The sequence below is a fragment of the Coprococcus sp. LG101-27 genome (assembly GCF_027695515.1).
Taxonomy (GTDB): domain Bacteria; phylum Bacillota; class Clostridia; order Lachnospirales; family Lachnospiraceae; genus Allocoprococcus; species Allocoprococcus comes.
This window is the reverse complement of record NZ_JAQEUJ010000007.1, coordinates 65,887-79,847: the sequence shown is the minus strand read 5'-3', so window position 1 is coordinate 79,847 and position 13,961 is coordinate 65,887. Positions and strand designations below refer to the sequence as shown.

The window sequence follows — 13,961 nt, the reverse complement described above, 5'->3', positions numbered from 1 at the left end:
TTTTCCTCATTCTAAACAGATCTTTTTCTTTTATATTGCCTCTTTACAGAACAGTACAGGATTTACTGCATTTTCCACTCCGGAAATCTTATGTGCCGCACGTTTTGCAAACACCAGGCTCTCAAGCAGAGAATTACTTGCCAGACGGTTCGCCCCATGGACGCCATTGCAGCTGGTCTCTCCAACCGCATACAGATGCTCCATCGAAGTTCTGCTGTCGCTGTCTACCCAGATGCCTCCCATGAAATAGTGTTGTGCAGGAACAACCGGGATCCATTCTTTTGTCACGTCATAGCCTTCTTCCCGGCACCGCTCACAGATATTTGGGAAATGCTCCAGGATTGTATTCTTATCAATATTTTCCATGGAAAGCCATACATGATCCGTTCCATCTTTTGCCATTTGTTCCCGGATTGCTTTTGTCACCACATCTCTCGGAAGAAGCTCATTTACAAAACGTTCTCCGTCTTTATTATAAAGAACTGCGCCTTCTCCACGGACAGATTCTGAAATCAGAAATCTTCGCCCCGGTTTTGAAGAATACAAAGTTGTCGGGTGGATCTGGACATAATCCAGATGCTCCAGACGGATTCCATGCTTCCTGGAAATATCAAGCGCATCTCCTGTCAGATGTGGAAAGTTTGTAGAATGCTGGTATCTTCCTCCGATTCCACCGCTTGCAAAAATCGTATCCTGTGCATAGATCTTCATCTCTTCACCGTCTGCCGTCTTCGCTAAAATACCTGCGCATTTTCCATTTTTAACAATTATGTCTGTCATAGTTGTATATTCGTGTATTTGTACATTTTTTCGTTTCTTTACATGCATGAGCAGTTTACTCGTAATCTCTTTCCCTGTAATATCTTCATGAAAAAGAATCCTTGGTCTGGAATGCGCACCTTCTCTTGTAAATGCAAGATTTCCGTCTTTTTTGGCAAAATCCACGCCATATCCAATCAGATCATGAATAATTTCCTGCGAGCTGCGGATCATAATATCCACCGATTCTTTCCTGTTCTCGTAATGACCTGCGCGCATTGTATCTTCAAAATATCCCTCATAATCCTCATCATCACGAAGTACACAGATTCCACCCTGTGCCAGAAATGAATCACTGCTTTCCAGATCTGACTTGGTAATCATAAGGATCTGTTTATCCTCCGGAAGATTCAGTGCTGAAAACGCTCCACCAACTCCCGTTCCAACGATCACTACATCTGTCTTAATCTCCAACTTTATCCCTCCAATTCCGGTTCTCTTAGCCGGTCACCTATTGTTTCTTATTTTTGATTTTCCGGTTCTTTTATTTTGCAGCAAGCTCAAGCATTTTCTCTAACGGTTTTTTGGAATTTTCCCGAAGTTTTGCATCTACGTGAACCTCATTTTCACCAGTCTGCAAAACATGCAATACCTTCTCCAGCGTATTCTTTTTCATATTCGGACATACCGGTAGCTTGTCCGGATAATAGAATGTCTTCTCCGGGTTCTGTTCCTTCAGCTTGTAACCCACACCCTCTTCTGTACAGACAATGAATTCCTGACAATCACTTGCCGTTACATACTGGATGATTCCTGATGTGCTTCCCACGTAATCTGCCATCGCAAGAAGTTCTGCACGGCATTCTCCGTGTGCGACGATCTGTGTCCCCGGATGTCTCCTTTTCACTTCGGCTACATCCTCTGGTTCCATCCGTTCATGAGTCGGACAGAATCCATTGTTGTAAACAAAATTTTTTTCCGGTACATGATCGGCTACAAAATGTGCCAGATTCCGATCCGGAATAAAGAAAATATTCTTGTTCGGAAGTTCTTTTACGATCTTCACTGCATTTGCAGATGTCACACAGACATCCGAGTATTCTTTCAGTGCTGCCGTTGAATTGATATAACAGACAACAGCAAGATCATCATACTCTTTCCTCATCTTCCGGATCGTCTCCACATCTGCCATATGTGCCATCGGACAGTCTGCTGTCATATCCGGCATCAGAACCGTTTTCTCCGGATTCAGGATCTTCGCACTCTCCCCCATAAAAGAAACGCCACAAAATACGATTGTCTTTTCTTGGAGCTTCGTTGCTACCTTGCTCAGGTAAAAAGAATCCCCTATATAATCTGCTATTTCCTGCACCTCCGGCCGCACATAATAATGTGCCAGAATGACAGCATTCTTCTCTTTTTTAAGCTTCTGTATCTCTTCCACCGTTGTCATAACGTGATCCTCCCTTACTGACTCTTTTCTCATCTCTGATCTTTTTTCAGCATAGTGCACATTATAGCACCACACTTTACATCTGACAAGACACTTGTTTTATTTCTGTAAAGTTTCGTTTGAGATACATATTTCCAGAATCAAAATCATATACATAGAAACAACATCATTTCTTCTGGAGTTTTATGTTTCATTTAATTCTTAAACACCGGAAAAAAATATTTCTGATTCTTCCCTGTTGTCTGCTGGTCATTCTGATTTCTTTTCTGTCTGGCAATGCATTTTGGAACTCTCTGCATGCAGAATCTTCCGACCGGCAATTCCGTACCTTCACACGCAGCCTTTTCCAGACGGAAGTATCCGCAAATACCATCAGTCTTCACTATACCTTGCGTTCTCCTTCTGACTATGGAATCACGGACATCCCGGCTACATATGGCAGTCTTTCTTCTGATCCCGTTGCAGCGAAAGCTTCTGTCAGAAATGTTCTCTCTTCTCTGCAGGAATTTGATCCCGGCACTCTTTCTTCAGAAAATGCACTGACTTTTAAAATCCTGGATACCTATCTTAAAAATGCATCCACAGGAACAGATTATCTGCTTTATCAGGAGCCTCTCGGCCCCGTATCCGGCATTCATACCCAGCTGCCTGTTCTGCTCTCGGAATACAGCTTTTACGACACACAGGATGTAGAAACCTATCTGGCTCTCTTAAAAGAAACGCCTGCCTATTTTGATTCTGTCATCCGGTTTGAGCAGAAAAAAGCTGCTTCCGGTCTTTTTATGCCGGATTACCAGGCTGACTCTGTTCTGGACACCTGCCAGTCTTTTATCGATATGGGTAAAGAGAATTATCTGATCAGTACATTTAGCGAACGGATCGCGTCACTGGATCTTTTACCTGAAAACAAAAAAGATTCTTTTCGGAAAGAAAATATAAAACTTGTAACAGAAGAGATTTATCCAGCTTATCAAAATCTGATCACCGCTATCAAATCGCTGAAAGGAAAAGGAACGAATGAACAGGGACTTAGCCATTTCCCTTATGGGAAAAAATACTATGAATATCTGGTGCGTCAGACTACCGGCTGCAATGAGTCCATTTCCCGGCTGCGACTGATGACCAGGGCACAGATACTAGAAGATCTAAATGCCATGCAGAAGGTTCTCTTCCCTGCTGACGCAGCACTTACCCAGGCATCCGTTTTGGAGCAGACACCTCCTGATTCCATGCTGGATGATCTCAGGTCTAAAATCACAGATACATTCCCGGAAATTCCTGATGTTGATTTCCAGGTCAAATATGTTCCGGAATCCATGCAAGATTATCTAAGTCCCGCTTTCTATATGATCCCTGCCATTGACAATCTGACGGAAAATGTCATCTATATTAACAACGGACAGACCGCCTCAGGGCTGAATCTCTACACGACTCTTGCTCACGAAGGCTATCCCGGACATCTGTACCAGACTGTCTATTTTTCTGCTTCTGAACCGGATCCCATCCGGAGTATTCTTGATTTTGGCGGATACGTTGAGGGCTGGGCCACCTATGCGGAAATGATGTCCTACTACCTTGCACCTCTCTCTAAGACGGAAGCATCCCTTCTCCAGAAAAACAGTTCTGTCATTCTTGGACTTTATGCACTTGCAGATATGGGAATTCATTATGACGGCTGGTCTGTAACTGATACAGTCCGCTTTTTCAGCGATTACGGAATCAATGATGCAAATGCAGTACAGAGTGTCTACGAACTGATCATTGGAAGTCCTGCCAATTATCTGAAATACTATATTGGATACCTGAAATTTTATGAATTGAAAAAGGAGATGGCAGATACCCTGGGAAATCAATTCTCCCAGAAAGAATTTCACAGGGCGGTACTGGATGTGGGACCGGCACCATTTGAGATCGTATATGATGAGGTGGAAAAAAATTTATTAGATTGATCCTGCTTCACACACAAAAAACTATCCTGTGAGATTCCAAAATATTCCCACAGGATAGCCCCTCAAACACATTTTATATAATTTACACCTGAATCTACAGATCCAGCTTCAGATCATTTTCCTTGATCCAACCACATTTTCTCATCGGAATCGCAATCGCCCAGGAAAGCACTGCCGGAAGAATAAAACAGATCAGCACCAGACCTGCCCAGTCCATTCCGGTGATCGCAGCTTTGGTTCCTTCTGCAATATCATTTACCCAGCCAGTGTACACACCAATCTGTCCGACCAGTCCGCAGGTTCCCATTCCGGATGCCACTGCCGCACCGTTCATCTTCAGATGGAAGATACAGGTTGCGACCGGACCGGTAATTGCGGATGCCAGTGTCGGCGGAAGCCAGATTCTCGGATTTCTCACAATGTTTCCCATCTGAAGCATCGAGGTTCCTATTCCCTGTGCAAAAAGACCACCCCATTTATTTTCCTTAAAACTCATAACCGCAAAACCAACCATCTGTGCACAGCAGCCGGCTACAGCAGCACCTCCTGCAAGCCCGGTAAGTGAAAGTGCCGCACAGATCGCTGCACTGCTGATTGGAAGTGTCAGCGCAATACCAACAATCACAGATACGATAATTCCCATGAAAAATGGCTGTAATTCAGTCGCCCACATGATCGCAGTTCCTACGGTACTTGCCGCTGCTCCGATCGCCGGTGCACATCCCAGTGAAAGCAGAACCCCCACACAGATCGTCACAAATGGTGTCACAATAATATCTATTTTTGTTTCTTTTGAAACCAGTTTTCCAAATTCTGCTGCAAAAATCGTAACGACCAAAACCGCAAGAGGTCCTCCGGCACCCCCAAGTTCATTTGCTGCCATTCCGACTGCCGCCAGTGAAAACAATACAAGTGGCGGACACTGAAGTGCTACTCCGATCGAGATTGCCATCGCAGCTCCGGTTGCTCCTTTCGCATAACCGCCTACTGTTACAAGGATTCCTATACCAAGCTGTTCTCCGAGTGTGCTGATGATCGTACCGATCAGAAGCGATGCAAACAGTCCCTGCGCCATTGCACCAAGCGCATCGATTCCGTATCGCTTCGCTGAAAAGATAATATTTTTCTTTCTTAGAAACTCTTTCATAACTTTCTCCTGCTCCTGTCATTCTTTTAGTGTATAATCTACTGTCTTGTCACATGTGATTACTGTGCAATATTATCCACTGTTTTGCAGAATCCGTCAAGAAGATTTTATTTAAATCTCTTATCTTCGCAAAAGTATGATATAACTGATATGACAAAAAAGTAGGAGTGTACATTTTTTAACTGCACACTCCTGCTTTTTATTTCTTATTTTTATTCTTTATGAAAATATACATGATAAGCTTCCATATCTACTTCCGGAAGAGGGATCATCTTCATTCCATTCGCTTCAAACTGTAATTTTCCATCAACCATATGAATTTCTTCTACTGCCGGTGCTGCAAGGAATTCTTTTTCCTCTGAAAGTGCCGCAAGAATATATGGCCCATATGCAAGATTGACAAATGCCGCATCAGACTTGTTATCCAACACACGGAATTCCATCGGAAGTTCCAGTCGGATCACATCTCCGGCTTTCGGATCTGCATCAATTACCAGATACCCATCATGAAGTGCTGTATCTGCAAGAACTTTTCCATTTACAGTCACATTAAAATCCTTCTGCCCCCATGCCGGAATATGGATTTTAAGAACTTTTTTCTGATCCTTTTGACAACGGATTTCCATTACACCTTCTTCATCCACACTCTGAAGTTCGATCATCGTTTTTCCATTTTCGTCCGTCAGCACGGAATCTACAAGAAGGTTAATGTAAAGCGCATCTTCATCCTGCGCATAAATATTTTCCATATAACGGAATCTGCTCTCCATACCGGTTCCATGACAGCAGGAATTCTCTGAAAGGAAGAATTCTTTTCTGCCACCCGGACCAAGTGGAAGAAAATAAGTCGTTCCACCATCACATTTATGACTACTTGATGTCAGGATATGATTTCTCAGCGTATTATCATAATAATCCATCAGATCGCCGCTTCGAGTATATTCAAATAACTGACTGGTCAGGCGCAGCATATTATAACTTGCACAGCTTTCAGCAGCCTTATCCGTAAGATAAGAGCACGTTGTATTTGCACGATGGAACATCTCAGTCTCACCAACCCCACCGATACAATATGTATGTCCACCAGTCACGATATTCCAGAAATTCTTTCCGATTTCCCAATAAATCTCATCACCAGTTGCCCGATACAGATCCATTGCACCGATAATCTGCGGAATATGCTGGTTTGCATGCATATCCTCCAATGTATCGCATTCTTCTTCCATCGGATAGAATAACTTTTCATTTTCAAAAAGTTTTGCAGCCTTCAGATGATTTTCTTTTCCGGTCAGCTCATAGACTTTTACCATTGTTCCAAGCATACCACCAAACTCGCCCGCAATATACATTGCCCACATTTTATCCAGTGTTTCTTTTGGCAGACGGGAAAGTCTGTCATATACCCAGTCTCCCATCAAGTCCAAGATCTCTTTTGCCGTCTCATTTCCGGCAAGTACATGACAATCATATAATCCGGACATAATCTTATCCAAAGTATAATACGGAGCCCAGATTTCCGGATACTTGGTATATACTTCCAGAAGATCGAACTGTTCCTCTGAGTATGCGCTCAAAAATCCTCTGTGATATTTGCCGGTTGCCGCAAATGCATCCTGGCACTTTTTCAGCTCTGCTACCATGTAATTGACTTTATCTAAAAATTTTGGATTGCCGGTTGCTGCAAATGCAAGTGCAATACCTGACAGATAATGTCCGGTCGTGTGCCCTTTCAGTTTACAGCTTTCCTCATCCCAACCGGTCATCGGAGGTGCTCCTTTGGTATCCAGTCCGGTCGCTTTGCGGAAATTATAAAGCATCTGGTCATCGTCAATTCCAAGAAGATATTCTTCCATCAGCTTCTGGTATTTATAATAAAGAGTTCCTTCTTTCAACCGAACCTGTCCAAGTGGAACATAATCCACCTTTTTCTCCGGTCCTTTTACTGGTACTATTTCCTTTTTATAATGGATCTCTGCAGATGCTTCCTTTTCTGTTCCATCGATCACACCTGCAACTGCAACCACTGTCTCTTCTTTTGCCGGCTCATATGTATTCCATTTCACCGGCATTGTCATGCGGCGTCCATCTTCTGTATATGCGATCACAACAGACGGAAGATGTGCTTCTTCACCGACCTGTGCATTAAGGACGACTTTACGTACTTCTTTTACGATATTTTCTTTTGCTTCCTGCAATACGGTCGCCACATATTCTCTTGACTCACTACATCCTTCATAGGTTGCAGTAACCGTCAGTGTAACCTTACGGTTTCCCATGCCATGCAGCGGACGATGTACCTTTCCTGTATTGTCAATAAATCTTTCTTCCCCTGTCTCCCAGGTAAATTGAGCACCATATTTTCCATTCTCCGGGAGTGTAAGATCGTCATCTACTGTGCTCAGATTCCCAATATAAATTGCATCCAAATCTTTTTTAATAATTTCTGCTGCGTTCATGTTTTGCTCCTTTTCGTATAAAAATTGGATTCGAACCATCTATAGACTATATTCTATGTTTCTCTCCATTCTTTGTCAAGATTTTGCACATTTTTTGTTAATTGTAATCATTTTTATTGTGCGATATATACATTTTTCAAAAAGATCTGAATACAACATTCGATAATTTTTATATACAACTTTTATTTATACAAGTGCTGCCAGCCACACACTCGCTACAAGCCCTGCAAATGTTGCAATAAATGCTCCGGCAAGAGTGTACCTGGTTTTTTTCACCTTTGCTGACATAAAATACACCGATATCGTATAGAAAATCGTTTCCGTACACGCCATCGAAATTGAAGCAATCATTCCATTTCTCGAATCTGTTCCAAATTCCTTGTAGATATCAAGCAATAATCCCGTTGCTGCAGAGGACGAAAACATTTTCACAATCGTAAGCGGAACCAATGCCCCCGGAAATCCAATCTGCTCCGTCACATTTCCAATTATTTCCGATATAAATTCCAGAAAACCCGATGCACGCAAAATCCCCACTGCCGCCATCAATCCAATCAACGTCGGCATCAGCCGCACGACCGTCCAAAATCCACGCTTTGCTCCCTGAATAAAAGTATCATATACATTCACTCCTGCAAAAATTCCATATATAAGAATGGACAAAATCATAAAAGGGACTATAAAGTCAGATATGTATAAAAAAAGGCGCATAAAAACAGCTCCTGGCGAACCACTTTACTAAAAAGTATATTCGCCGGAGCTGTTATTCATTCCGTTTGCTTTATAAAGAAAACTTTTCTATTCCTCATCCGCATACTTCGCAAACCGTTTTTCATTCTGATGAATAACATAATAATACATCACAATCAACAGTGCACTTGCCAGGATCCATGCCGCCGGACTTGCCATGCATACCCCAAAGTAACTCTTCTGCCCTGCCGCGATCATGGCAACAACGCCCCTGCCAACCAGCTCAGCCACACCAGCCATCATCGGGAGCAGTCCATATCCCATTCCCTGGATTCCATTCCGGTAAACATTTACAACTGTAAGCGGAATAAAGAAAGTACCGACGCATTTCAGGTAAATATCCACGGAATGCATAATTTCTGTCAGATCCCCAGACAGGAACAGATACGTCATATATTTTCCAACTGTCATAATGATCGCCGCAACTACGACTGAATAGATACTTCCCATGATCGTAATTGACTTAAATCCCTGACGGATCCTTTTGATCTTACCAGCTCCAATATTCTGTGCGCAATAGGTTGCCATCGTGGTTCCCATCGCAACATATGCCTGCGTCACGATCTGCTCGATCTTATTCGCTGCGGTAAATGCTGCTACCTGTGTGGAGCCAAGCAGATTCAGGGCAGTCTGTACCATCATGGTTCCGATTGCTGTGATCGAATATTGAAGAGCCATCGGAATTCCGACTGCAAGCTGGATCTTCAGCAGATGTCCGCTCGGACGCCAGTCCTCCTTATGTAAATGCAGGATCGGAACCGCCTTCACAATATATACCAGACACAGGATTCCCGAAATCCCCTGTGAAATCACGGTCGCCCATGCCGCACCGGCTGCGCCCATGTGAAATGCAATGATAAATACCATATCCAGCACAATGTTGAGCAACGCCGCAAGAATCAGGAAATACAGCGGAACCTTGCTGTTACCAAGTGCCCGCAAGACACTGGATAAAAAATTATATAGCATCTGCGCCGCAATTCCACCACAGATTACCATAATATACGCATAGGCATCCTTGAAAATATCATCCGGTGTCTTCATAATCCCAAGAAGCGGTTTCATTGCCATCATTCCGAGCACAGTCATAATAAGAGACATAATAATCGCCAGAATCGTGGCATTTCCTACAGTCTTGCGCATTGCTTTCATATCACCTGCGCCAAATTTCTGTGCCGTAAGTACGGTAAATCCTGCTGTCATTCCCAGAATAAATCCATTGATCAGAAACATGATCGTTCCCGTACTTCCAACAGCCGCAAGTGCTTTGGTTCCCACGAACTTTCCTACGATAATTGTGTCCGCCATACTGTAGAACTGCTGAAATACATTTCCAATGAAGATCGGCAGTGTGAAATTAAAAATAATTTTTCCCGGATTCCCGGTCGTCAAATCTTTCTGTAATGTTTTCATATATTCCCTCTGTTTATCTCATTAACATTTTACCTCCCGTCATTATAGAAAAATGTATCTTAAATAGCAATTGTCGTTTTCACGAAATTTTCCCTGTTTCACAAAGTATTTTCCGTTTATTTGACGGAATCTTTGACACCCCAGGTTCTACCCTCTATAATAGTTAATATAGAAAAAATTTATCATTTTCAGGAGGCATTGATATGAAACCACTGCCCTTTATCATGCAATATGTCAGGCGATACAAATATCGCTATATTGCCGGAATCCTTACTCTTTTTGCTGTAGATGCGGCAAGTGTATTTATTCCAAAACTTACCGGTATCATTACCGATGGTCTTACCGCGCGCAGCATTACCTGGAGTTCCATTTGTACCTGTCTTCTTGGGATCTTTCTGATTGGTCTTCTGCTTGCAGTCGGCCGTTTTTTGTGGCGTTATTTTCTTTTTGGAACCGCACGTATTATCGAGCGTGAACTGCGTAATGAAATGTTTTCCCATCTGGAAACTATGGATGTGGAATACTACAACAGCCACAAAACAGGTGATCTGATGACCCGGTTTACCAGTGACTTAAATGCGGTCCGCATGGCAATTGGCCCTGCTGTCATCTGCATCTTTGATTCCGTAGTCATGACGCTCCTGGTCGTCTGCCAGATGATGTATTATGTCAATATAAAACTAACCCTTCTGGCACTGATCCCGATGGTCATCATCTGCCTCGGCTATATGCATTACGGAAAGGTACTGGATGACCTCTACACCGAACGTCAGGACAGTGTTTCCAATCTTGCCGACTTTGTACAGGAAAGCTTCTCCGGGATCCGTGTGATCAAGGCCTTTGTCCGCAAGCAGGCAGAAATCCTTTCTTTTTCCAAAAAGAACCAGGACACCATGGATAAAAGTATGCGCATCGCAAAGCTGGAAGCCATCCTGATCCCGCTTCTGGATGTGATCATCGGATTTTCCAGTCTTGCCTCACTCCTTTATGGGGGATACCTCGCCCTGATCGGACAGATTACACTCGGACGCTTCGTAGCTTTCAATCAGTATGTCAATATGCTGGTATGGCCGATGCTCGCCTGTTCGGAAGCTGCCGTCATGTTTTCCCAGGGAACTGCATCCATCCGTCGTGTACAGGAAATTCTGGAAGCGCAGACAAATGTAAAAGATACTGCTTCTGTCACGACTTTAGACACCCTGCACGGGGATATCCGTTTTAACCACCTGACATTTGCACACCTTGGAAATACTTCTCCGGTACTGCATGATATCAATCTGGACATCCCATCCGGGACAACCCTTGCCATCATCGGGCGCACCGGCAACGGAAAATCCACTCTGATCAATCTTCTGCTCCGGCTTTACAACACCGAGCCAGGCATGATTTATCTGGATGACCATGATATCAACACAATTCCGCTGAAAACTCTGCGTGAAAATATTGCTTATGTACCACAGGATAATTTTCTTTTTTCCGATACTCTGAAAGCAAATATTGCATTCGGCACAAAGTCACAGGATATGAGCCGTATTATCGCCGCAGCAAAATCAGCCTGCATTCACGATAATATTGCAAATTTTCCTGACAACTATGATACGATCGTCGGCGAACGTGGCGTTACGCTTTCCGGCGGTCAGAAACAGCGCAGCTCCATCGCCCGCGCCCTGATGAAAAATGCGCCGATCCTGATTCTTGATGACTCCCTTTCCGCTGTCGACACCGATACGGAAGAACATATCCTGCATAATCTCAGGGACGATCGTAAAGGGAAAACAACAATCCTGATCGCACACCGCATTTCCACAGTACAGCATGCCGATCTGATCATGGTACTTGAAAACGGAGAAATGAAAGAGCTTGGAACACACACCGAACTGATTCAGAAAAATGGCATTTATAAAGATATGTTTGCAAAGCAACAGTTGGAAGCTTCCATTGGAGAACAGGAGGTAGCCATAATAAGATGAAACGACTTTTAAGTTATCTAAAACCGCATAAATGGGTAATGACCCTGGCAACTGTCCTGGTTCTCTTCATCATTGCTGTGGAACTTTACCGCCCGATCATCATCGGAAATGCAATCGACCAGTATATCAATGGTTATTATCATCCGTATGTAGAAGCCGACGTTTCCGCTCCGGACGCTATAAACTGGAACGGTCTTGTATTGTCGCGCGACCAGGCAGTATCCACGGCGGATTCTGCTTCCTTTTATCAGATTTTTCTCTGGAAGGATCGCTATTACATGGCAGAAAATCTCACCCGCTCTGAATGTACTGCACTGCAAAATGCCGATACATCTGTTTTAAAAAATTATGTCAGTGAAGGTGCTCAGAAGCTTACTTCCAATGATCTGAAGATTTTAAGACAAAATGATTTTAAGGGGATCCTAAAAGCCGGAATTCTGTTTCTTCTGCTGCTTTTTAGCGGATTTTTCCTGAACCTTGCCGACACCTGGCTTTTACAGAAGATGGGCCAGCAGATCGTGTACAAACTGCGTGAAGAAACATTTACACATATACACAGCCTGTCACTTTCTTTTTTCAATATAACACCGGTTGGCAAGCTCGTAACACGTGTATCTAACGATACTGAAGCAGTCAACGAACTGTTTTCCACCATTCTTGTGAAACTTTTTAAAAACGTTGTAAAGATTATTGGTTACGCTGTTGTCATGCTCTCAATTAATGTGAAAATGGCGGGTATATCCTTCCTGCTTTTACCTCTGGTTGCAATCCTGACTTTTGTTTTCCGGCATCTCTCCAGAAAAGCTTACCAGATCACAAGAAATAAAATCACAGAGCTGAACACCTTCCTGTCCGAACATATTTCCGGTATGAAGCTGATCCAGATCTTTGCACGCGAAAAAGAGAAATACAGTGAATTTGAAGGCAAATCTATGGAACTGTACCGTGCCAATTTCCGCGAGATCATGACTTTTGCGATCTTCCGGCCTTCAATCTATATGGTTTCGGTCATTGCCATGATCCTTGTTATCCGAACCGGAAGCCTTTCTGTGTTAAATGGAAGTCTTTCTCTCGGAACTCTGTTCGTGTTTATCACCTACATCAGCTCCTTTTTCGAGCCAATCCAAGAGCTTTCCGAACAGCTTGGAACCCTGCAGTCTTCCATTGCTTCCGCAGAAAAGATTTTCAGTATTCTTGATGTAAAACCAGAAATCGTATCTCCGGTCGATCCGACTCCGGTCAATATTCTTGGTGAAATTGAATTCCGCCATGTCTGGTTTACCTACGAAGAGGAAAATTATATTTTAAAAGATGTAAGTTTTGTAATCCAGCCGGGTGAAAAAGTTGCTTTTGTCGGCGCTACCGGGGCAGGAAAATCTACAATTTTAAATCTGATCGGAAGATATTTTGATATCCAGAAGGGACAGATCCTGATTGATGGGATTGATATTCATGAAATTGATCTGGATGTGCTCCGCGGTGCAATTGGTCAGGTTCAACAGGATGTCTTCATCTTCACCGGAGACATCAAAAGTAATATCTCGCTGAATAATGAAGCGATCTCACCGGACGATGTCAGACGGGCTGCCGAAATTGTAAATGCAGATCCATTTATTCAGAAACTGCCGCACGGATATGATGAGCCGGTCACAGAGCGCGGAAGTACTCTATCTGCCGGTCAGCGCCAGCTTTTGTCCTTCGCACGGACACTTGCTTATGATCCAAAGATCCTTGTTCTCGATGAAGCAACTGCCAACATCGATACAGAAACCGAAACACTGATCACACAGGCACTTGCGCGGCTGATGGATGGAAGAACTACGATCATGGTTGCCCACCGGCTTTCTACGATCCAGCATGCGGATAAAATTATTGTGATGCATCACGGAGAAATAAAAGAATCCGGAACCCATCAGGAGCTGCTGGCGAAGGATGGGTTGTATAAGAAATTATATGAATTGCAGTTGATGGATTAGACAATTCTGTCATTTTATTTTATATTGATTTTCTTCTTTATGTTTGTTACCATAAGTTCAAGGTGCTATTTCACTGTGTGCGACTTTT

At 43.3% G+C, this 13,961-nt stretch carries 9 protein-coding genes; 3 read left to right on the top strand and 6 right to left on the bottom strand.

Annotated elements, in window-relative coordinates:
• Positions 1 to 30 precede the first annotated feature (30 nt).
• Together PG766_RS07325 and nadA are read right to left on the bottom strand one after the other, a co-directional pair.
• The gene (locus PG766_RS07325) at positions 31 to 1,233 is read right to left on the bottom strand and encodes an L-aspartate oxidase (protein WP_118199143.1); all 1,203 of its coding nucleotides are present in this window, start codon (positions 1,231 to 1,233) and stop codon (positions 31 to 33) included.
• A 70-nt stretch (positions 1,234 to 1,303) separates the two neighbouring features.
• Complete coding sequence (gene nadA / locus PG766_RS07320) at positions 1,304 to 2,212, bottom strand: quinolinate synthase NadA (protein ID WP_118199142.1); 909 nt, start codon at positions 2,210 to 2,212, stop codon at positions 1,304 to 1,306.
• A 185-nt stretch (positions 2,213 to 2,397) separates the two neighbouring features.
• Here nadA and PG766_RS07315 point away from each other — a divergent pair, with 185 nt between their 5' ends.
• A complete protein-coding gene (locus tag PG766_RS07315; RefSeq protein WP_118199141.1) occupies positions 2,398 to 4,161 on the top strand; it encodes a DUF885 domain-containing protein in 1,764 nt (587 codons plus the stop codon).
• 94 nt (positions 4,162 to 4,255) lie between these two features.
• Here PG766_RS07315 and PG766_RS07310 read toward each other — a convergent pair whose 3' ends face one another.
• The 4 genes from PG766_RS07310 to PG766_RS07295 all read right to left on the bottom strand — a co-directional run bounded on the left by PG766_RS07310 (position 4,256) and on the right by PG766_RS07295 (position 9,927).
• The gene (locus PG766_RS07310; protein ID WP_008374119.1) at positions 4,256 to 5,308 is read right to left on the bottom strand and encodes a PTS transporter subunit IIC; all 1,053 of its coding nucleotides are present in this window, start codon (positions 5,306 to 5,308) and stop codon (positions 4,256 to 4,258) included.
• A gap of 212 nt (positions 5,309 to 5,520) precedes the next feature.
• A complete protein-coding gene (locus PG766_RS07305) occupies positions 5,521 to 7,764 on the bottom strand; it encodes a beta-L-arabinofuranosidase domain-containing protein (RefSeq protein WP_118199140.1) in 2,244 nt (747 codons plus the stop codon).
• 186 nt (positions 7,765 to 7,950) lie between these two features.
• Positions 7,951 to 8,475 (bottom strand): spore maturation protein, encoded by a 525-nt coding sequence (locus tag PG766_RS07300; protein ID WP_118199139.1) that lies wholly within the window; start codon positions 8,473 to 8,475, stop codon positions 7,951 to 7,953.
• Positions 8,476 to 8,562: 87 nt separating this feature from the next.
• Positions 8,563 to 9,927 (bottom strand): MATE family efflux transporter, encoded by a 1,365-nt coding sequence (locus PG766_RS07295; RefSeq protein ID WP_118199138.1) that lies wholly within the window; start codon positions 9,925 to 9,927, stop codon positions 8,563 to 8,565.
• A gap of 203 nt (positions 9,928 to 10,130) precedes the next feature.
• On the opposite strand from PG766_RS07295, the gene PG766_RS07290 reads away from it, so the two are divergent.
• Together PG766_RS07290 and PG766_RS07285 are read left to right on the top strand one after the other, a co-directional pair.
• On the top strand, positions 10,131 to 11,897 hold the full coding sequence (locus PG766_RS07290; protein WP_118199137.1) for an ABC transporter ATP-binding protein: 1,767 nt from the start codon (positions 10,131 to 10,133) through the stop codon (positions 11,895 to 11,897).
• Positions 11,894 to 13,873 (top strand): ABC transporter ATP-binding protein, encoded by a 1,980-nt coding sequence (locus PG766_RS07285; RefSeq protein ID WP_118199136.1) that lies wholly within the window; start codon positions 11,894 to 11,896, stop codon positions 13,871 to 13,873. Before PG766_RS07290 ends, PG766_RS07285 begins: the two co-directional genes overlap by 4 nt.
• The last annotated feature ends 88 nt before the right edge of the window (positions 13,874 to 13,961 follow it).

Coding starts and splice junctions, on each gene's coding strand:
- nadA (WP_118199142.1), bottom strand. CDS start 2,212: ATGACAACGGTGGAAGAGATACAGAAGCTTAAAAAAGAGAAGAATGCT.
- PG766_RS07310 (WP_008374119.1), bottom strand. CDS start 5,308: ATGAAAGAGTTTCTAAGAAAGAAAAATATTATCTTTTCAGCGAAGCGA.
- PG766_RS07300 (WP_118199139.1), bottom strand. CDS start 8,475: ATGCGCCTTTTTTTATACATATCTGACTTTATAGTCCCTTTTATGATT.
- PG766_RS07295 (WP_118199138.1), bottom strand. CDS start 9,927: ATGAAAACATTACAGAAAGATTTGACGACCGGGAATCCGGGAAAAATT.
- PG766_RS07315 (WP_118199141.1), top strand. CDS start 2,398: ATGTTTCATTTAATTCTTAAACACCGGAAAAAAATATTTCTGATTCTT.
- PG766_RS07290 (WP_118199137.1), top strand. CDS start 10,131: ATGAAACCACTGCCCTTTATCATGCAATATGTCAGGCGATACAAATAT.
- PG766_RS07305 (WP_118199140.1), bottom strand. CDS start 7,764: ATGAACGCAGCAGAAATTATTAAAAAAGATTTGGATGCAATTTATATT.
- PG766_RS07285 (WP_118199136.1), top strand. CDS start 11,894: ATGAAACGACTTTTAAGTTATCTAAAACCGCATAAATGGGTAATGACC.